Source organism: Bradyrhizobium sp. Arg237L (genome assembly GCF_029990105.1).
Lineage (GTDB): Bacteria > Pseudomonadota > Alphaproteobacteria > Rhizobiales > Xanthobacteraceae > Bradyrhizobium.
This window is the reverse complement of sequence record NZ_JAQMIL010000007.1, coordinates 140,584-158,779: the sequence shown is the minus strand read 5'-3', so window position 1 is coordinate 158,779 and position 18,196 is coordinate 140,584. Positions and strand designations below refer to the sequence as shown.

Below are 18,196 nucleotides of genomic sequence, written 5' to 3'. Positions count from 1 at the left end.
TTGCCGCTTGCGGAGGCATGGATTGCTTCGCTGCGCTCGCAATGACGGTTGCGGCGATTTGCGCCGCTCTCAACCTCCCGTTCACCAAGTGGAAACGTCCGGCGGCTAGAGTTCCGCCGGCTGTCTTGGGGGTGGGGAAAGTGATCGTCTCGACGAGGCGCGCGCAACGCCGCGCGTTGTTCATTCTTGCGCTGACGCTGCTGTTGGCTGCTACGCGTTTCATCACCGAGAGCTGGGCGGCGGGTGCCTTTGCGGTCGGCAAATGCGGCGCCTATGGCCAGGCTTACGACTATGCCGCCGAAGCAGAGGCGCGCGCCGCGGCGCTGAAGCAATGCAAGGGCGAGTGCACCACCGTCACGATGAAGCGTGCCTGCGCTGCGCTCTCCATCGACATGATGAATCCCTGCGGCGCCCACGGCTACGCGGTGGAGCCGAAGATCTCGCGCTCACTCAACGCCGCTACGCGCAAGTGCTACGAATATGGCGGCAAGGAATGCGTGATCCGCGCCTGGGCCTGCGACGCCAAGGGTTAGCGCGGCCGTTGTAGCGTCGTAGCCCGGGTGGAGCGAGAAGCGTAACCCGGGGCGCTTGAACCGCTGGTGCAGCTTCCCGGGTTGCGCTTCGCCACCCGGGCTACAGATTGTCGCAGTTGTCATCGCGCTGTCGCGCGCGCACATTCGGCGCGCCCTTTGACACCGATCAAAAGGCGAGAGGGCGGTCACCGCTAGTCTGCGTTCCAAAGCGAAGGAGTAGACAGATGCCGACCATGAAAGCCGCTGTTGTCCGAAATTTTGGCAAGCCACTCGAGATCGAGAATGTGCCGGTGCCGGAACCGGGGCCGGGCGAAGTTCTGGTCAAGGTGAAAGCCTGCGGCGTGTGTCACACCGATCTGCACGCCGCATCCGGTGACTGGCCGGTGAAGCCGGTTCCGCCGTTCATTCCTGGCCATGAGGCCGCCGGCATTGTCGCGGCACTCGGCCCGGGCGTGACCAATCTCAAAGTCGGTGACGCCGTCGGTGTCGCCTGGCTGCATGACGCCTGCATGCGCTGCGAATATTGCGAGACCGGTTGGGAAACCCTGTGCGAGCACCAGCACAACACCGGCTACAGCGTGAACGGCGGCTTCGCCGAATATGTGATCGCGTCGGCCGCCTTCGCCGCGCGATTGCCGGCCAATGTTGATTTCGCAAAGGTGGCGCCGATCCTGTGCGCGGGCGTCACGACCTACAAGGGATTGAAGGAGACTGAAGCGCGGCCGGGCGAGTGGGTCGTCATCTCCGGCGTCGGCGGGCTCGGCCATGTCGCCATCCAATATGCCAAGGCAATGGGGCTCAAGGTTGCCGCGGTCGATATCGCCGAGGACAAGCTCGAGCTTGCACGCACCACCGGCGCGGATCTTGCCGTCAATGCGCTGTCCGACAGGGCGGTGGAGAAGGTGCTGGCATCGACCGGGGGAGGGGCGCACGGCGTGCTGGTGACGGCGGTGTCGACGGCCGCGTTCGCGCAGGCGCTCAAGATGGTCCGCCGCAAGGGGACGGTCAGCCTCGTTGGCCTACCGCCGGGCGAATTCCCGACCCCGATCTTCGACGTCGTCTTGAAGCGCATCACCGTGCGCGGCTCGATCGTCGGCACCCGCCGCGATCTCGACGAAGCCATCGCCTTCGCAACCGACGGCAAGGTGCACGCCGAGATCAACAAGGCGCCGCTCGAGAAGATCAACGACATCTTCGACCGGATGAAATCCGGAAAGATCGACGGCCGCATGGTGCTGGAGTTCGGTTAGGGCCCATCCTCGTCATTCCGGGATGCGCCGAAGGCGCAGGCCCGAAATCCATTTCTCCGCTTGCTCTCGTGGCACGATGGATTCCGGGTTCGTGCTGCGCACGCCCCCGGAATGACGGGTTCCGCTCCACCCGGGGCTAGCCTCGTAGCCCGGGTGGAGCGTCAGCGTAACCTGGGAACCGGCACCGCTGCGGATACAGATTTCCCCGGGTTACGCGTTCCGCTCCACCCGGGCTACGGACCGAAAGCTTATCTTGACAATGACTGACCAGTCAGTCATGATCTGATCATGAAACAGTGCCCCGAACCATCCATTCCATCCAAGGCCTGCCGACCCGCCAGCACGGCGGCGCGCGCCAAAGTGTCAAAAGTGGTCTCGCCGAAGATCGCAGGCGGCGGGGCGAACCGCGCCGAGCGAGCGGCGGAGCGGCGGGCTGCGATTGTGGAGGCGGCGATGGAAGAGTTCGTCGCGCGCGGCTTTGCCGCGACCCGGCTCGACGACATCGCCAAGCGCGCCGGCGTCGCCAAGGGCACGATCTACCTGCATTTCAAGGACAAGGAATCGATGTTCGAGGAATTGATCCGCACTGCGCTGGTGCCGCTGATCGACCGCATGGCATCGCCGGCGCCGCTGCATGGATCAGTGCGCGAGGCGGTGGAAGGCTTTGCGCAAATGTTTATCCGGGAGGTCGCTTCCACGTCGCGCGGCGACATCGTGCGCTTGATCGTCAGCGAGGGCCCGCGCTTTCCCGAAATCGCCGACTTCTATTTCCGTGAAGTGGTCTCGCGCGGGATGGCCGGCATGCGCGCCCTGATCGAGCTTGGGATCACGCGCGGCGAGATCCGCAACAAGGAATTGGCGCGCTACCCGCAGATCATGATCGCGCCGGCACTGATCGCGGTGATCTGGCAGAGCCTGTTCAGCCGGCATTCGCCACTGGATGCGATCGAGATGTTTCGTGTTCATCTCGATCTGATCTTCGGCGAGCGGAGGACGACATGACTTCGTCGCGCCTGGTGAAGATACTGGCGATGGTGGCGCTGGCGGCGGCACTGGCCGGTTGCCAGGAGCGCCGCGATCCCGGCTTCCAGGGCTGGGTCGAGGCCGACATGATCTTCGTCAGCCCGGATGAAGCCGGCCGCGTAGTCAAGCTCAACGTGCGCGAAGGCGACGAGGTGAAGGTCGGCGATCTCCTTTACTCCGTCGACGACGACCTGCAGCAGGCCGATCTCAACCAGAACAAGGCCACGCTTGCCAATGCGCAGCAGACCTATGACCGCGCCGCTTCCTTGCGCGGGACGGGCGCAGGCACGCAGGCCAATCTTGACGCCGCCGTCTCGGCGCTGCGCGTGGCCGAGGCAAAGGTCAACACGTCGGAGACGCGGTTGGCGCGGCGCAAGGGCTTTGCACCGGTCGCCGGCACCATCCAGCAGATCTATTTCCGCGAGGGCGAGATGGTGGCGGCGCAGCGGCCGGTGCTCTCGATCATGCCGCCGGGCAACATGAAGCTGCGCTTTTTCGTGCCCGAGGCCGAACTGCCGAAGCTTTCGATCGGGGACCAGGTGCGCGTCGTCTGCGACAATTGCGCTGCCGATCTCACGGCGAAGATCTATTTCATCGCGACCACGGCGGAATACACGCCGCCCGTGATCTACAGCCTCGATGAGCGCAACAAGCTGGTCTACCTGATCCAGGCGCGGCCGAGCCGGCCCGATGCCTTGCGCGTCGGACAGCCGATCAGCGTCTATCTCAATCCGAAGACGCCGGTGGCGGATCGGCGATGAGCACGGTTGCAAACCATACGCCCGACATCGCCATCGATGTCCATGGCCTGACCAAATCGTTCGGCGGCCGCGAGGTCGTGCATGATCTGTCGATGCAGGTCAGGCGCGGCACGATCTACGGCTTCCTCGGGCCGAACGGCAGCGGCAAGACCACGACCATCCGCATGCTCTGCGGACTTCTCACGCCCGACAGCGGCAACGGCACCTGCCTCGGCTACGATATCCGCCGCGATGCCGACCGCATCAAGCGCCTGGTCGGCTACATGACCCAGCGCTTCAGCCTGTACCAGGATCTCTCGGTGCGCGAGAATCTGGAATTCGTCGCGCGGCTCTACGGCCTTCCTGACGCACGGAGTGCGACGCGCGAGATGATCGCGCGCATCGGGCTGAAGGGCCGCGAGGAGCAGCTTGCCGGCAATCTCTCCGGTGGCTGGAAGCAGCGGCTTGCGCTCGGCGCCTGCACGCTGCCCAATCCGAGACTTCTGCTGCTCGACGAGCCGACCGCCGGCGTCGACCCCAAGGCGCGGCGCGATTTCTGGAACGAGATCCACGCGCTCGCCGCCGACGGCCTGACCGTGCTGGTCTCCACGCACTACATGGACGAGGCCGAGCGCTGCCATGAGATCGCCTACATCGCCTATGGCCATCTCCTGGCGCATGGGACGGTGGAAGAGGTGATCGCGGGCTCGGCGCTCTCGACCTATACGGTGACCGGCGACGATCTCAACGTCCTCACCGCCGAGCTCACCGGCAAGGGCGGCATCGACATGGTGGCGCCGTTCGGCACCAGCCTGCATGTGTCCGGCCGCGACAAGGCGGCGCTGGACGCGACCGTTGCATCCTATCGCGACGATCCGCGCTGGCACTGGCAGGACAGCGAGCCGTCGCTCGAAGACGTCTTCATCGATCTCATGGGGCGTTCCAAGGATAATTTCCAGGGATAATTCCAATGAGCGCGATCGACGCAGTCCATCCTATGGTCGAGGCAAGGGAGCCGGCCTTCGGCTTCTGGCGGCGCAGCTATGCGATGCTGGTGAAGGAATTCATCCAGCTCCGCCGTGACCGCGTCTCCTTCGCCATGATCGTGATGATCCCGGTGATGCAGCTTCTGCTGTTCGGCTACGCCATCAACACCACGCCGCGCCATCTGCCGACGGCGGTGCTGATCCAGGAGGACAGCGATCTCGGGCGTTCGATCCTCAAGGCGATGGAAAACACCGCCTATTTCCGCTTCACCCGCGAGGTGCACGATGTCGCCGAGTTCGACGACCTCCTGAAATCCGGCAAGGTGCTGTTCGGCGTCGAGATCCCGCGCGGCTTCGAGCGTGCGGTCAGGCGCGGCGACAGGCCGGCGCTGCTGGTCGCGGCCGACGCGACCGATCCGATCGCGTCAAGCGCGGCGCTCGGCGCTCTCGGCGCCCTGGTGCAGACCGCGCTGGCGCACGATCTGCACGTCGGCGATCCCCCGGACATGCCGTTCGAGATCAGGACGCACGCCCGCTACAACCCGGCCGCCGAGTCGCGGCTCAACATCGTGCCCGGCCTGGTCGGTACCATCCTGACCATGACCATGCTGATTTTCACCGCGCTGTCGGTGACGCGCGAGATCGAGCGCGGCACGATGGAGAGCCTGCTGTCGATGCCGATCAAGCCGGTGGAGGTGATGTTCGGCAAGATCATTCCATATGTCATCGTCGGTTTCGTGCAGGCCTCGCTGATCGTCGGCATCGGCGTGCTGCTGTTCGGCGTGCCGATCCTCGGCAGCGTGCTCCTGCTGGCCGCGTTGACCACGCTGTTCATCACCACCAATCTGTCGATCGGCTATACGTTCTCCACCATCGTGCAGAACCAGTTGCAGGCGATGCAGCTCTCGATGATGTTCTTTCTGCCGAGCATCCTGCTCTCCGGCTTCATGTTTCCGTTCGCGGGCATGCCGCTATGGGCGCAATATCTCGGCGAGGGCCTGCCGCTGACCCATTACATCCGCATCGTCCGCGCCATCATGCTGAAGGGCGCCGGCCTTGCCAACCTGCAATACGACACGATTGCACTCATTGTACTGATGCTGGTGGCGATGACGATCGCCGTGACACGCTTCCGTCGCACGCTCGATTGAGGCTATATTCAGTCCGATTAATCGGCGTCATTCCAGGGCAAGGGCATGGCCGGATTCTGGGGCAGGAAGACAGACGGGCAGGCTTCGGCGGTATCCGCCGATTTCCACCAGGCGCTGATGCACGAGGTGATGACGACCGAGCTGCTCCGGATCAAGGCGCTGATCGGGACAGCGGTGGTGCTTGCCCTCATCGGGTTGGGCATCGACTTCCTTGCGCCCGAGGCCGTAAGCCGTGTCTGGCACGGCAATCTCAGGGTATCATTTATCTTTTACATCACCTTGCCGTTTATCCTGTTCGAATTGTGGGTGCATGGCGCGATCACCCGACATATGCGGAACGGTCGCGACCTGCCCGTGGTGCGGCGCTACATCGGCGCGCTGATCGAGACCTCGTTACCGACGGTCGCGCTGGCGTTGCATATCCAGAGCATGGGATCGGTCGCTGCGCTCGGATTCGCGGCACCGTTCCTCTATTTCATCTTCATCATCCTCTCGACACTGCGGCTGGATTTCTGGCTCTCGACCTTCACCGGGTTCGTTGCCGCGGCACAGCTATTCTATCTGGCGATGTTCTTTCATCCGAACGGCGGCACCGATCCGGAGCCGAACCTTTATTATCATGCGGCGCGCAGCTTCATCGTGCTGATCTGCGGCATGCTTGCGGGCGCGGTCGGCGTCCAGTTGCGGCGGCAGTTTGCGGCCAGCATCGCGGCTGCCACCGCGCGCGACCGCATCACCGATCTGTTCGGCCAGCACGTCTCGCCGCAGGTTGTCGAGCGGCTGATGACGGAGGGCGCGTCGACCGACAGCGATATCCGCCGCGTCGCTGTGATGTTCGTCGATTTCCGCAGTTTCACCGCGGGCGCGCGGACGCGCTCGCCGCAGGAGGTGGTCGACCGGCTCGACGGCGCCTTTGCCGTGCTGGTCGATATCCTCGACCGCCATGGCGGCATCGTGAACAAGTTTCTGGGCGACGGCTTCCTCGCGCTGTTCGGCGCGCCGCTTGAAGCCGACGACGCCGCGTATCAGGCGGTGGCTGCGGCGCGCGAGATGCTGATCGCCAATGAGCACACCAACAAGACCACGAGCTGGCCGCTGCGCATCGGCATCGCCATCCATATCGGCGAGGTCGTCGCCGGCAGTATCGGCTCACCCAGGCGCAAGGAATATACGGTGATCGGCGACACCGTGAATTTTGCGGCGCGGCTGGAGGCGCTCAACAAGGAGCTGAACTCGCAGTTCCTGATCTCGTCCGAAGTACGCGAGGCGCTCGGCGAGGCGGCGCACGATGCGGTGCCGCGCGGTGAGGTGCCGATCCGCGGTTACGAGAAGCCGGTTGCGGTGTGGCAACTGGGATAGGAGGATTTCATGCAGCGTCGCTACGTCACCGTTGATGTCTTCACCGATCGCGCGTTCGGCGGCAATCCGCTCGCCGTGGTGCTCGAGGCGGGCGGGCTCTCGACCGCGCAGATGCAGGCGATCGCGACCGAGTTCAACTATTCCGAGACGACGTTCGTGCTGCCGCCGCAGGACAGTGCGAACGATGCGCAGGTCCGCATCTTCACCGTGCGCTCGGAAATCCCCTTCGCCGGTCATCCCAATGTCGGCACCGCCTTCGTGCTGGCGACGCTCGCGCAAAAGCCGCCGGTGCGGCTGAGATTTGAGGAGAAGGCGGGGCTCGTGCCGGTCGAGATCCTGACCGAGCAGGGCAGGGTCACGGGCGCCGAGCTCACCGCGCCGCAGCCGCTGCAGCGGCTGTCCCACGTCGGCACCGAACAGGCCGCGGCCTGCTTGTCGCTGTTGGCGAGTGACGTGAAGACGGACCGGCATCTGCCGCAGATCGTTTCGGTCGGCCTGCCGTTCCTGATGGTCGAGCTCGCCTCGCGCGACGCGCTGAAACGGGCACGACCCGATGCCGTGGCCTTCGCGCGGACGTTTCCGTGCGACGGTTCGGATGCGGTCTATTTCTACACCCGCGACGTGCCCGCAGCCGAGCAGCCGCTCGACCTGCAGGCGCGCATGTTCCATCCGGGCTCGAGTGCCCTCTCGGAGGATCCCGCGACCGGCAGCGCCACGGCGGCCGCCGCCGCATTCCTTGCCGATCTCGACGAGGTGCGCGACGGCGAATTGAGGCTGCGCATCGGCCAGGGCGTCGACATGGGCCGGCCGAGCCTCCTGCTCACCCGCGTCCGCAAACAGGGTGGCACTGTCGCGTCCGTGCATGTCGGCGGCGGCTGCGTGAAGATGATGGAGGGGAGATTGTGGCTGGAGGGGTAATCCACGCTCCCCTGTCATTCCGGGATGCGCCGAAGGCGCAGGCCCGGAATCCATTTATCCACCTGCACCCGTGGCTCGATGGATTCCGGGCTCGCGCTACGCGCGCCCCGGAATGAAAGGAAGTCTTGTAGCCCGGGTGGAGCGAAGCGCAACCCGGGGCCGCTCGCGATGCGGATGCAGATACCCGGGTTACGCTTCGCTCCACCCGGGCTACGGACCTATACCTGCGGCGCGACCAGATTCTCCACCTTCACGCCGTCGCGGTCCTCGATGATCTCGGCAATCATCTGGCGGTGGCAATGCGTGTGGTCACGCTCGTAGCACATGAGGCACACCGGTCCCGCCTTTTTCACCAGCGACGACAATTCGTCGAGCTGTTCTTTCGCCTGCGACGTTTTCAGGTGCTGTCCATAGATCGTGCGGAGCAGCTCATGCTGGCCGCTGCGCGCGGCGAGCCGCCCCTCCTTCGGGGTGCCGAGCGCCGCGAGATGGACATAGGCGATGCCGCGCTCGTCGAGCCCTGCCGCAAGCTGATTCTTGGAAAAGCCTGGCCGGCGGGATGACGTCACGGCACGGACATCGACCAGAAGCTTCACGCCGGCCTGCTCGAGCTCATCGAGCACCGCCTTGGGCGGTGTCTGCTCGTAGCCGATCGTGAAGAGTTTCCTGGCCATCCGGCGTCCCGATCACTTCACGCGCTCGATCAACTCCATCGCGCCGGCCGGCGCGCGCACCTTGCCCTCGTGGATCACATAGGCGAACACGTCGCGCGGCATCTTCTTCGGTTTTGTCTTCTCGACATGCGGTAGGTCGTCCGGATCGCCGCCGCCGGCCCATTCCTCGAACCGCTTGGCCCAGGCGTCAAGCTGCTTCAGCGGATAGCAGGTCTTGATCTCGTCATTGCCCTTCTGCAGCCGCGCGTAGACGAAATCGCTGGCGACATCGGCGATCGCCGGATATTTGCCGTGCTCGGCGAACACGACCGGCGTTTCGAATTCGCGGATCAGCGCGACGAAGTCGGGCACGCAGAAACTGTCGTGCCTGACTTCGACCACATGGCGCAGCGCGCGGCCGTCGAGCTTGCGCGGCAAGAGCTCGAGGAACTTGCCGAAATCCGCGCCGTCGAATTTCTTGGTCGGTGCGAATTGCCAGAGCACCGGCCCGAGTCGGTCGCCGAGTTCCAGCACGCCGGAATCATAGAAGCGCTTGATGGAGTCGCCGGCTTCCGCCAGCACGCGGCGGTTGGTCGCAAAGCGCGGGCCCTTCACGGAGAACACGAATCCGTCGGGGACTTCGCTGGCCCATTTGCGGAAACTCTCCGGCTTCTGCGAGCCGTAATAGGTGCCGTTGATCTCGATCGAGGTCAGCTTCGATGCGGCATAGGACAGCTCCTTCGATTGCGCGAGCTTGTCCGGATAGAACACGCCGCGCCACGGCTCGAAGGTCCAGCCGCCGATGCCGATATAGATGCTGCCTGCAGTTTTCTTTGGGGCTTTGGCCACGAGAAGAACTCATCGTGAGGAGGGGACCACCCGAGAGTAGTCAAATAAATCGTGATTGGCCAGTTGGCCGGCGTCAAGCTTTCCACGCTTATCGATCCAGGCCATCCGCGTTAGGATACCCCAAAAAGGAGAACAACAATGCGCATGATGATCGCGGTCCTTCTGGTTCTGATACCCTCCGCCGCGATCGCCGATGACGATCTCGACGATGCGCACAAGCTCGCCGTGATCGGCCGCGACGCCTACTGGAATTGCCTCGCCCGCGAATATCCCCGCGACAGCAACAAGACCATGTCGGACCAGGAGTTCGCTTCCCTGATGGCGAGTGCGTGTCCCTCGGAGCGGCAGAATTTCCGGGCCTCGCTGATCGGCTTCCTCACCGAGCAATTCCCGAACGAGGACGCGAGCGCGCATCTCGGCACCGCCAACCGCGCCATCGACCTTGCGCAGAAGGACATCGTCACCGCTTTCGTCCGACGCAAGGCGGCGGCGAACAGCAAGCAATAGGCTACCAGAGCGCCCCGGCCGTCATTGCGAGGAGCGATAGCGACGAAGCAATCCATGCCTCCGCAAGTGGCGCGATGGATTGCTTCGCTGCGCTCGCAATGACGGGGAGGGAGCGACCCGCAATCCTATTCCTTGATTGCCGTTTTTCGTGATATCACCGGCCGTTGGCGTGTGATCCGGCCAAAAGTGCGCTTGGCCGAGATCGCGCATCAGTTGCGGGGACAATCGGGTATGACATCGCAATCGGTCGGGGGCCTGTTGGGCGCCATCGTCGCGGTCATCGTGTTGGGGGCGGCGGTCGTGTATGGGCCGATCGGGCAGATGGGCAAGCCCGCCAAACCGCCCGCGGCGCAGCCGCCGGCGGCCACAGCGCAACCGGCACCCGCCGAGCCGGCCCCGAGGGGGCCGGTGATTCGGGAGGTGCCGAACTAGCGTGAGCGCCCCGCACAGCCCCTTGCGGAAGCGTACAGCGGTTCCTATCTAGTTGTTAACGGCGCCGTCGCAGTCTGAAAGGGCTCTGGCGTCGGGACGACCACGCAATAGCAAGGCAGCGCCGGATGTACGCGCGCCTGTTGTTCGTGGTCGTTGGCATTTTTGGGCGTCTCCAGGCCCTTTTTCCCGCATTCTGGCCGGCGTTTAGGGCTTCCCGCGGCTCGGCGGCGCGGATATACGCTTGGCCGCCATGAATGACGCCATCAAACCGGGCCCCGAAATCCCGTCGCAGGCCGTTGGTTTGCCGCTTCTTTCGGTTGTCGTCCCCACCTTCAACGAGCGTGACAACGTCACCGTCCTGTATCGGCGGCTGGAGACGACGCTCGCCGGTATCCCCTGGGAGGTCGTCTTCGTCGACGACAATTCCCCGGACGGAACCTGGGAGGTGGTGCGCGGCCTGGCGCGGCAGGATTCGCGCGTGCGCTGCGTCCGCCGGGTCGGGCGGCGCGGGCTCTCCGGCGCCTGCATCGAGGGCATCCTGGCCTCCAGCGCCCCCTATGCCGTGGTGATGGACGCCGACCTGCAGCATGACGAGACGCAACTGCCGAAGATGGTCGATCTGCTGCGGAGCGGGAAGGCCGATCTCGTGGTCGGCAGCCGCTATATCGAGGGCTACCGGGCCGAGGGGTTCGACAAGCAGCGCGCTGGCGCCAGCGCCTTCGCCACCGAGATCGCGCGCCGTTTGCTGCGGGTCGACATCGCCGATCCCATGAGCGGCTTCTTCGCGATCCGCCGCGACCGCTTCGAGGAGCTGGCCCCAGACCTCTCGACGCAAGGCTTCAAGATCCTGCTCGACGTCGTCGCCACCGCGCAGGGCAAGCTGCGCGCGGTGGAGATTCCCTATACGTTCGGTTCGCGGCAGCACGGCGAGAGCAAGCTCGATTCCATGGTCGCGCTGGATTTCCTCGGCCTCGTGCTTGCGAAGCTGACCCACGACGTCATCTCGCTCCGCTTCGTGCTGTTCGGCCTGGTCGGCTCGCTCGGCCTGCTCGTGCATCTGGCCGCGTTATACGTCGCGCTGGAAGTATTCGGCGCGCCGTTTCCGGAGGCGCAGGCGACCGGCGCGATCGTCGCGATGACCAGCAACTTCGTCCTGAACAATTTCCTGACCTATCGCGACCAGCGGCTGAAGGGCTTTGCGATCCTGCGCGGCCTGTTGCTGTTCTATCTCGTCTGCAGCGTCGGCCTGCTCGCCAATGTCGGCGTCGCCTTCTCGGTCTATGACCAGGAGCCGATCTGGTGGCTTGCGGGCGCGGCCGGCGCGCTGATGGGCGTGGTCTGGAATTACGCGATGTCCGGACTGTTCGTCTGGCGCAAGCGATGATCGGGACATGAATCCGAACGAGGCGAGTCTCGTCCGTACGACCGTCGTGACCGTCGTCGGGCTCGTCCTGCTGCGGCTTCTCGCCGCCGCCGTTACGCCAATCACCTTCGACGAAGCCTATTACTGGATGTGGTCGAAGCATCTGGCCGGCGGCTATTACGACCATCCGCCGATGGTTGCGCTGGTGATCCGCGCCGGCACGCTGATTGCCGGCGATACCGAGCTCGGCGTGCGGCTGGTCTCGATCCTGCTGGCGCTGCCGATGAGCTGGGCCGTCTATCGCGCGGCCGAGATCCTGTTCGGCGGCACGCGTGTGGCGGCGAGCGCGGCGATCCTGCTCAACGCCACCTTGCTGGCCGCGGTCGGCACCATGATCGTGACCCCGGATGCGCCGCTTCTGGTCTCCGCAAGCCTGCTGCTGTTCGCGCTCGCCAAGGTGCTGGAGACCGGGCAGGGCGCATGGTGGCTTGCAGTCGGCGCCGCCGCCGGCGCTGCGCTCCTGTCAAAATACACCGCGCTGTTTTTCGGTCCTGCGATCCTGATTTGGCTCGCCGCGGTGCCGAAGCTGCGGCACTGGTTGTTGTCGCCCTGGCTCTATCTCGGCGGCCTTCTCGCGCTGCTGATGTTCGCGCCGGTCATCCTCTGGAATGCCGACCACCACTGGGTCTCCTTCATCAAGCAGATGGGGCGGGCGCGTATCGAGGATTTCAGGCTGGCCTTCATCGGTGAACTGATCCCGACCCAGATCGCGTTCGCGACGCCGCTGGTCTTCATCCTCGGTGCGATGGGGCTGCATGCGCTGGCGTTCCGCCGCACTGGCGCCTTCGCCTCGCGCCTGCTCGTCAATCTGATGTTCTGGATCATCGTGGTCTATTTCATCTGGCACTCGCTGCATGCGCGTGTCGAGGCCAACTGGTTCGCACCGGTCTATCCGCCCTTCATGGTCGCGGCCGCGGTGGCGGCGACGATGGTGCCGTGGGAGGGACGCTGGCATCGGCTCGCCGATTTCTGCCGCCGCTGGGCGGCGCCGACCGGGATCGTGATGTTCGTGCTGCTGATCGTGCAGGCCAATACCGGCGTGCTCACGCTCTACCGCCGCGATGCCACCGTGCGCAGCGTCGGCGTCGGCTGGCGCGAGACGGCGGCGGAAATCGAAGCGGCGCGCGCGCGTATCGGCGCGACCTGCGTGCTGGCGCCGGATTACGGCACCACGGGCTGGCTCGCATTCTATCTGCCAAAAGGCACCTGCGTCGCGCAGCCGACCCAGCGCATCCGCTGGGTGAACATGCCGGAGCCGAGCGCGAGCGAGCTTGCCGGAAAACTGCTCTATGTCCATGAAGCCCGGCCCGAGGATCCGCCGTTCCTGAGAGAGATGTTCTCCCATGCGGAGAGGATCGCCGAGGTGCAGCGCAAACGCGGCCCGCTCGTGATCGAGACCTACGCGCTCTATCTCCTGGAAGGACCGAAGGGCGACGTCTTCGACCGCTCGCCGCCGCCGGAACTGCAGTAGCGCGCTCTTGCCGCAAACGATGGCGTCATACCCCGCGCATGCGGGTACGCAGCGGCGCTTCGGCTCCAGTTGCCGCTGTGGAATACTGGGTCACCCGCCGGAGCCTGTCATCGGGCGGCGCGTACGCGCCGACCCGGTGGCGGGTGACGACGAGCAGAATTTTTTAGCAAGCATGTCGTCTTCGCGCCTCCAGGAACGTCTTCTACGAGATATCGCCAACCAGCGAGGTTCCGTCATGACCAGTTCCATCCTGAAACCCGCCGCCGAGCTTGCCGCCACCAACACCGCGCGCCACCCGAATGAGAGCGCGGAATATCGCCTAGCGCGGCAGGCGCTGCTCATCGAAGAAATCGAGCTGCGCCGCCAGATCGCGCGTGTCGCCGAGCTGCGCCGGGCGTTGCCGCCGGGCGGCGAGGTGACGAAGGCTTACGAGTTCATCGGCGAGGGCGGCAAGGTCGGTTTTCCGGAGCTGTTCGGCGATAAGCAGACGCTCGTGATCTACAGCTATATGTTCGGGCCGCAGCGTGAGAAGCCGTGTCCGATGTGCACCTCGTTCATGGGGACCTGGGAAGCCAAGCTGCCCGATGTCGAGCAGCGCATCGCCTTCGTGTTCGTGGCGCGCTCGCCGATCGAGCGGCTGGTCGCGGCGAAGCAGGCGCGCGGCTGGACGCAGCACAGGATCTTCTCGGATATGTCCGGCGACTACACGCGCGATTACGTCAGCGCGGCCGATGCCGATGCGCCCGGCTACAACGTCTTCACGCGGCGCGACGGCACCATCCGCCATTTCTGGTCGGGCGAGATGGGACCGAAGATGTCCGACCCCGGCCAGGACCCGCGCGGCGCGCCTGATATCGATCCGCTCTGGACCATCCTCGACACCACGCCGGAGGGCCGCGGCACGGACTGGTATCCGAAGTTGAATTATTAGGGCGTGTACTCATAAAGACGTCGATGTCAGCTTCTGATGGCCAAGCGGAGATCTTACGAACAGTTAGTGTATTACCGATCGTGACCCGGAGCTGACCTTGGGACGGCCTAGAAGATTAAGCTGTCCAAAACAATCTTAGAGTGCTATTTTTCGAGTTTGCAAGTGGGGGTCGATATGACTTTTCGGCTGTTTTTGCGGAACCAAACTTGCAGATTTTGTGTCAAGCTGACACGGGTTACGTTCGCGCTCTCGCTTGATGCCATCGTTGGTGGTTTGGTTGTGGCGATTGCAAAAGGGCTCGGGTCCTTCACAGAAAAAGTGATGCGTTCAGAAGCCGTCTTTCAAGATCTTCAAAGGGCCCACAGTGTCCTCGTAGTCGTCGCCATTTTCGTTTTTGGGGCTTTGGGTCTTTGGGATAGCATCCAAAGCTTTCGAAAGTCGACGGTCCCGCCATGCTCACCGCCCCCGCCATGATAACAGCTGCACCATGATTAGAGACTGGCTTTATAGGCTGTCGATTTATTGGGACGAGGCTTGGACTTATTTTCCAGAAGACAATGCGCGCGCGTTAGCGCGCTGGCTGCTCGCTCGGTTCGTTGTCACACTAGCAGTGGTGATTGGTTCCGCTGTTGTTTACATGATCGTGCAAGCTTGGGACCGAAACGATGAAGTTGTTTATCAACTCATCGGCGGCTTGCTGGTGATATATTTCCTGGTGTTCGCAGGATACTTCATATTCGGCATTGGTAAGTTCGCAATCAGGTTGTCTCAGGGCATCTGGAATGGCTTCAGAGACTGACCACGGACCTTTGGTTTCCCCGCAATCCGTAGCTCGCGGGTCGGACCCCGAGCTTCCATGGCCCATGAAGCTCACACCGGTTTGCGTGCTGACCGAGACGACCTTCGGGCCGCGTCACACGCTTGCGGCGATGGACAACGTTGCCGGATAACCTCGACATGCCAATCCGACCTCGGCTTGTGGCCCAACTCGGACCTCTGGTGAGGTCTGCTATCGCGCCGCTAACAGGGGCACAGCGGACCTCATACGCACCCTGATCTGCGGCGCGGGATTCGTGAGTACACGCCTGGCACGCGACCTGGAAGCGAGTGATCCCGGCAAACCGAATCCCGCTTTGGGACAGGGATAAATCATGCCCAATTTCCGCAACAATACGGGGTAATTGGTAAGGAAATTTCCTGCCGTTTCTCACGCCTCAGATCTGCCCGCGTTTAATCCGCATTTAACTAAAAGTCGCCTTAATGACGCTCCGCGCCTCTGCGAGATGCTCCGGCGATTGTCCTGCACTCTCACACGAGGAAGAAGTGGAACTGTTCTGGACGCAAGGCGAATGAGTACGAGTACCGGTGCGTTTGGCTTTGCGGCGCCCTCCCGCAAAAAATCTTCCCGGAAAGTCCTCCCTCACCATTTCATTGGCAGCGCCGCGGTCGCGGCGCTCGTGGTCGGCTGCGCCTGGACCGTCTACACCAATATCTTCGCGGCGAACGTCTATCCCTCGATGGGCAGTGCCGCCTATGAGGCGCCTGTCGTGAAGCGGGAGGCTGCGGTCGCCGCGCGTTCGACGCCGTCCTTCAACGACGTGTTCGCGTCGCTGCCGCCACCGCCGCCGACCTTGTCGAAGCCTGAGCCAAGCTCGGCTTCGATTATGTTTAACGAAAGGTTTGCGGCCGCCGCTCCGGAGGGCGTGGAGTCACGGGCGGCCGAGGCCGCACCGCCGGCGGAAGCGCCGAAGATCGCGGAAGCGCCGAAGCCAGCCGCCGCAGCCAAACTCGCCGAAGCCAAGTCAGGTGCAGCGCCGAAGGGGGTTGAAGCGGCGAAGAAGGAAGCGGCGACCTCATTGCAGGTCGCGCTCAACACGCCGGCCGCGCCGGTTGACACTAAGCCCGCCGCAAAATCGTCGGGCGTCCGCGACATGGCGGCGCGCGCCAAGGCGGCGGTGATGTCGATCGCCTCAGGCGAGAGGCAGTCGATCGTCGAGAAGCTCTGGGGCAAGCGCGAGTCTTCGGGCTCGCTGCTGTCGTTCGCCTCCGCTGACGCCAACGTCACCGCCAGCATTCCCTCGACGCTGAGCCAGAACCCGATGAACGGCGGCTCGCCACCCTATGACCGCCAGACCGCCGTCTACGACATCGCCACCAAGACCGTGTATCTGCCCGACGGCACCCGGCTCGAGGCGCATTCCGGCCTCGGCTCCAAGATCGACGACGTCCGCTACGCGCATGTCCGCATGCAGGGCGTGACGCCGCCGCACATCTACGAGCTCAAGCCGCGCGAAGCGCTGTTCCACGGCGTGCCCGCGCTGCGCCTGACGCCGATCGGCGGCGAGGACAAGATCTACGGCCGCTCCGGCCTGCTCGCGCACACCTACATGCTCGGGCCCAACGGCGATTCCAACGGGTGCGTCTCCTTCAAGAACTACTACGCGTTCCTGGATGCGTACCGGAATAAGGGCATCCGCCGGCTCGCGGTGCTGGCGAGGGTGCAGTGACGCGGACGCGCGTCAAGCGCGATTCAATGGTATTTCAGGCGCGAACCGTGAATCCATAGCACGTCCCGTGCAAAGCAATTGCGCGGAACTTCGCCCCGTGTATGTTCGAAAACGTACATGTCGGAATGGGGCGGGGCATGACGTTGGTGCAGGAAACGGGCCGAAGAAGTCGGCGGTGGGGTAAGATATTGCTGATCGTCGCGGCAGTCGTGCTCGCGATTCCGATCCTCTCCCCGGTGGTGTTTAGAAGTTTGCTGTTTCAACCCTTCAGCATTCCCGCGCGCTCGATGGCCCCGACGCTGCTGGAAGGCGACTACCTGTTCGTCTCGAAGTTCGCCTACGGCTACACGCATTATTCCTTCCCGTTTTCTCCCCGGCTGTTTTCAGGACGCATCTTCGGATCGGACCCTGCGCGCGGCGACGTGGTTGTCTTCCGTCTGCCGAAGGACGACCGCGTCGACTACATCAAACGTGTCGTGGGTTTGCCGGGCGACCGCATCCAGATGAAGGCGGGGCAACTCTATAACAATGATGTGGCCATGGCGCGGGAACGCCTGCCGGATTCCGTCGGCGAAGATCCTTGCGGAAATGGTCCGAATGCCAAGCCGACACGGCGTTGGCGTGAAACGCTGCCGAACGGCGTTAGCTACGAAACGCTCGACTGTATCGACAACGGCTTCTACGACAATACCAGCATCTACACCGTGCCTGCCGGCCATTTCTTCATGCTCGGCGACAATCGCGATAATTCGACCGACAGCCGCGTGATGTCGGCCGTCGGCTATATCCCGCTCGAAAACATCATCGGTCGCGCCGGGCTGATCTTCTACTCCCGCTCACCCACGGGCATTGTCCGCACCGAGCGCATAGGCTCGCGCGTGCATTGAGCGTCGCCGTATTGCCGTACCTCATTGTGTGGTCGCGGAGCTACAGCGGCTGCAGCATGACGAAAAATCTCGCGCGCGCTCTTGCAACTTGGAGATGTTTGATTTATTAGCGCGCTCCTTCGCTAGGCCATGGGTTCGGGCTCGTTGAGACCCGACTGGCGCGGGCCGGTTTCCGGTTTCGTGTTCCGCCGAATGAAGACGCAGGATGTGGCTCATGGAGAGCGTCGGGGTAACACCCGAAGGCATCGGTTCGATTCCGATCTCTTGCACCAACAAAGGATAGCTCAGTTTGGTAGAGCAGGTGACTATTACTCATCGGGTCGCGGGTTCGAATCCCGCTCCAGCGCTCCGTTTCAGCCTGAAACGCTGATACCTCTGAAAGGGGACCGGACGCGCGCTTCAGTCGCAGTCCGGCCGCATCGCCCAAAAGGGCTTTTCGTCCGAACTTAGACACTGTGAGAACCGGCTTTGCGCCGCGGTGGATACCGCTTGCGCTGATGCCGGGTGGCTCCGTTCGATCGCTCGACACGCGTCGAGCGTTCGCGCGCGTGCGCCCGTCATCGTGCAAGCTCAAAC

18 protein-coding genes and 2 tRNA genes are annotated in these 18,196 nt (G+C 63.7%); 18 read left to right on the top strand and 2 right to left on the bottom strand.

All coding sequences use genetic code 11. From position 1 onward, the window contains the following. Positions 1-140 precede the first annotated feature (140 nt). The 8 genes from OZ411_RS06505 (at position 141) to OZ411_RS06470 (ending at position 7,960) form a co-directional block, all read left to right on the top strand. Positions 141-533 carry a DUF4189 domain-containing protein gene (locus OZ411_RS06505; RefSeq protein ID WP_245476376.1) on the top strand — a complete coding sequence of 131 codons (393 nt, stop codon included), beginning with the start codon at positions 141-143 and terminating at the stop codon, positions 531-533. A 224-nt stretch (positions 534-757) separates the two neighbouring features. Continuing rightward, a complete protein-coding gene (adhP, locus tag OZ411_RS06500; protein WP_130580262.1) occupies positions 758-1,783 on the top strand; it encodes an alcohol dehydrogenase AdhP in 1,026 nt (341 codons plus the stop codon). 288 nt (positions 1,784-2,071) lie between these two features. Further along, entirely contained in the window at positions 2,072-2,785 is a 714-nt protein-coding gene (locus OZ411_RS06495) for a TetR/AcrR family transcriptional regulator (RefSeq protein ID WP_282527249.1), read from the top strand. After that, positions 2,782-3,567 (top strand): efflux RND transporter periplasmic adaptor subunit, encoded by a 786-nt coding sequence (locus OZ411_RS06490; RefSeq protein WP_282527248.1) that lies wholly within the window; start codon positions 2,782-2,784, stop codon positions 3,565-3,567. Before OZ411_RS06495 ends, OZ411_RS06490 begins: the two co-directional genes overlap by 4 nt. Beyond that, on the top strand, positions 3,564-4,511 hold the full coding sequence (locus OZ411_RS06485; protein ID WP_282527247.1) for an ABC transporter ATP-binding protein: 948 nt from the start codon (positions 3,564-3,566) through the stop codon (positions 4,509-4,511). Before OZ411_RS06490 ends, OZ411_RS06485 begins: the two co-directional genes overlap by 4 nt. 5 nt (positions 4,512-4,516) lie before the next feature. Beyond that, positions 4,517-5,683: an ABC transporter permease gene (locus OZ411_RS06480; RefSeq protein ID WP_282527246.1), complete on the top strand. Its 1,167-nt coding sequence runs from the start codon at positions 4,517-4,519 to the stop codon at positions 5,681-5,683. Between the two features lie 45 nt (positions 5,684-5,728). Next, positions 5,729-7,042 carry an adenylate/guanylate cyclase domain-containing protein gene (locus tag OZ411_RS06475; RefSeq protein ID WP_282527245.1) on the top strand — a complete coding sequence of 438 codons (1,314 nt, stop codon included), beginning with the start codon at positions 5,729-5,731 and terminating at the stop codon, positions 7,040-7,042. A 9-nt stretch (positions 7,043-7,051) separates the two neighbouring features. Next, a complete protein-coding gene (locus tag OZ411_RS06470; RefSeq protein WP_130580267.1) occupies positions 7,052-7,960 on the top strand; it encodes a PhzF family phenazine biosynthesis protein in 909 nt (302 codons plus the stop codon). A gap of 218 nt (positions 7,961-8,178) precedes the next feature. Here the strand turns inward: OZ411_RS06470 and OZ411_RS06465 are convergent, their stop codons facing one another. Next, positions 8,179-8,634, bottom strand: a complete 456-nt coding sequence (locus OZ411_RS06465) for a DUF488 domain-containing protein (protein WP_130580268.1) — start codon at positions 8,632-8,634, stop codon at positions 8,179-8,181. A 12-nt stretch (positions 8,635-8,646) separates the two neighbouring features. Further along, positions 8,647-9,462 carry a DUF72 domain-containing protein gene (locus tag OZ411_RS06460; protein ID WP_130580269.1) on the bottom strand — a complete coding sequence of 272 codons (816 nt, stop codon included), beginning with the start codon at positions 9,460-9,462 and terminating at the stop codon, positions 8,647-8,649. Between the two features lie 138 nt (positions 9,463-9,600). On the opposite strand from OZ411_RS06460, the gene OZ411_RS06455 reads away from it, so the two are divergent. The 10 genes from OZ411_RS06455 (at position 9,601) to OZ411_RS06410 (ending at position 17,963) form a co-directional block, all read left to right on the top strand. Further along, positions 9,601-9,969 carry a hypothetical protein gene (locus OZ411_RS06455; protein WP_282527244.1) on the top strand — a complete coding sequence of 123 codons (369 nt, stop codon included), beginning with the start codon at positions 9,601-9,603 and terminating at the stop codon, positions 9,967-9,969. Positions 9,970-10,200: 231 nt separating this feature from the next. Then, positions 10,201-10,401 (top strand): hypothetical protein, encoded by a 201-nt coding sequence (locus tag OZ411_RS06450; protein ID WP_282527271.1) that lies wholly within the window; start codon positions 10,201-10,203, stop codon positions 10,399-10,401. A 250-nt stretch (positions 10,402-10,651) separates the two neighbouring features. Then, positions 10,652-11,785 carry a glycosyltransferase family 2 protein gene (locus OZ411_RS06445; protein WP_282527270.1) on the top strand — a complete coding sequence of 378 codons (1,134 nt, stop codon included), beginning with the start codon at positions 10,652-10,654 and terminating at the stop codon, positions 11,783-11,785. A 7-nt stretch (positions 11,786-11,792) separates the two neighbouring features. After that, positions 11,793-13,295 (top strand): glycosyltransferase family 39 protein, encoded by a 1,503-nt coding sequence (locus OZ411_RS06440; RefSeq protein WP_282527243.1) that lies wholly within the window; start codon positions 11,793-11,795, stop codon positions 13,293-13,295. 235 nt (positions 13,296-13,530) lie between these two features. Continuing rightward, on the top strand, positions 13,531-14,226 hold the full coding sequence (locus OZ411_RS06435; RefSeq protein ID WP_282527242.1) for a DUF899 family protein: 696 nt from the start codon (positions 13,531-13,533) through the stop codon (positions 14,224-14,226). Between the two features lie 487 nt (positions 14,227-14,713). Then, positions 14,714-15,025: a hypothetical protein gene (locus tag OZ411_RS06430; RefSeq protein ID WP_282527241.1), complete on the top strand. Its 312-nt coding sequence runs from the start codon at positions 14,714-14,716 to the stop codon at positions 15,023-15,025. A gap of 550 nt (positions 15,026-15,575) precedes the next feature. Then, positions 15,576-16,733 (top strand): DUF2778 domain-containing protein, encoded by a 1,158-nt coding sequence (locus OZ411_RS06425; protein ID WP_282527240.1) that lies wholly within the window; start codon positions 15,576-15,578, stop codon positions 16,731-16,733. 137 nt (positions 16,734-16,870) lie between these two features. Next, complete coding sequence (gene lepB, locus OZ411_RS06420) at positions 16,871-17,620, top strand: signal peptidase I (RefSeq protein WP_282527239.1); 750 nt, start codon at positions 16,871-16,873, stop codon at positions 17,618-17,620. 200 nt (positions 17,621-17,820) lie between these two features. Next, positions 17,821-17,892 (top strand) — tRNA-Leu (locus OZ411_RS06415). A gap of 5 nt (positions 17,893-17,897) precedes the next feature. Further along, positions 17,898-17,963, top strand: a tRNA-Asn gene (locus OZ411_RS06410). Positions 17,964-18,196 lie beyond the last annotated feature (233 nt).

What these genes read in the sequence shown, in the direction of transcription:
- OZ411_RS06485 (WP_282527247.1), top strand. Translation starts at nt 3,564, where the DNA reads ATGAGCACGGTTGCAAACCATACGCCCGACATCGCCATCGATGTCCAT.
- OZ411_RS06465 (WP_130580268.1), bottom strand. Translation starts at nt 8,634, where the DNA reads ATGGCCAGGAAACTCTTCACGATCGGCTACGAGCAGACACCGCCCAAG.
- OZ411_RS06470 (WP_130580267.1), top strand. Translation starts at nt 7,052, where the DNA reads ATGCAGCGTCGCTACGTCACCGTTGATGTCTTCACCGATCGCGCGTTC.
- OZ411_RS06450 (WP_282527271.1), top strand. Translation starts at nt 10,201, where the DNA reads ATGACATCGCAATCGGTCGGGGGCCTGTTGGGCGCCATCGTCGCGGTC.
- lepB (WP_282527239.1), top strand. Translation starts at nt 16,871, where the DNA reads ATGACGTTGGTGCAGGAAACGGGCCGAAGAAGTCGGCGGTGGGGTAAG.
- OZ411_RS06495 (WP_282527249.1), top strand. Translation starts at nt 2,072, where the DNA reads ATGAAACAGTGCCCCGAACCATCCATTCCATCCAAGGCCTGCCGACCC.
- adhP (WP_130580262.1), top strand. Translation starts at nt 758, where the DNA reads ATGCCGACCATGAAAGCCGCTGTTGTCCGAAATTTTGGCAAGCCACTC.
- OZ411_RS06430 (WP_282527241.1), top strand. Translation starts at nt 14,714, where the DNA reads ATGATTAGAGACTGGCTTTATAGGCTGTCGATTTATTGGGACGAGGCT.
- OZ411_RS06475 (WP_282527245.1), top strand. Translation starts at nt 5,729, where the DNA reads ATGGCCGGATTCTGGGGCAGGAAGACAGACGGGCAGGCTTCGGCGGTA.
- OZ411_RS06445 (WP_282527270.1), top strand. Translation starts at nt 10,652, where the DNA reads ATGAATGACGCCATCAAACCGGGCCCCGAAATCCCGTCGCAGGCCGTT.
- OZ411_RS06490 (WP_282527248.1), top strand. Translation starts at nt 2,782, where the DNA reads ATGACTTCGTCGCGCCTGGTGAAGATACTGGCGATGGTGGCGCTGGCG.
- OZ411_RS06425 (WP_282527240.1), top strand. Translation starts at nt 15,576, where the DNA reads ATGAGTACGAGTACCGGTGCGTTTGGCTTTGCGGCGCCCTCCCGCAAA.
- OZ411_RS06455 (WP_282527244.1), top strand. Translation starts at nt 9,601, where the DNA reads ATGCGCATGATGATCGCGGTCCTTCTGGTTCTGATACCCTCCGCCGCG.
- OZ411_RS06480 (WP_282527246.1), top strand. Translation starts at nt 4,517, where the DNA reads ATGAGCGCGATCGACGCAGTCCATCCTATGGTCGAGGCAAGGGAGCCG.
- OZ411_RS06440 (WP_282527243.1), top strand. Translation starts at nt 11,793, where the DNA reads ATGAATCCGAACGAGGCGAGTCTCGTCCGTACGACCGTCGTGACCGTC.
- OZ411_RS06435 (WP_282527242.1), top strand. Translation starts at nt 13,531, where the DNA reads ATGACCAGTTCCATCCTGAAACCCGCCGCCGAGCTTGCCGCCACCAAC.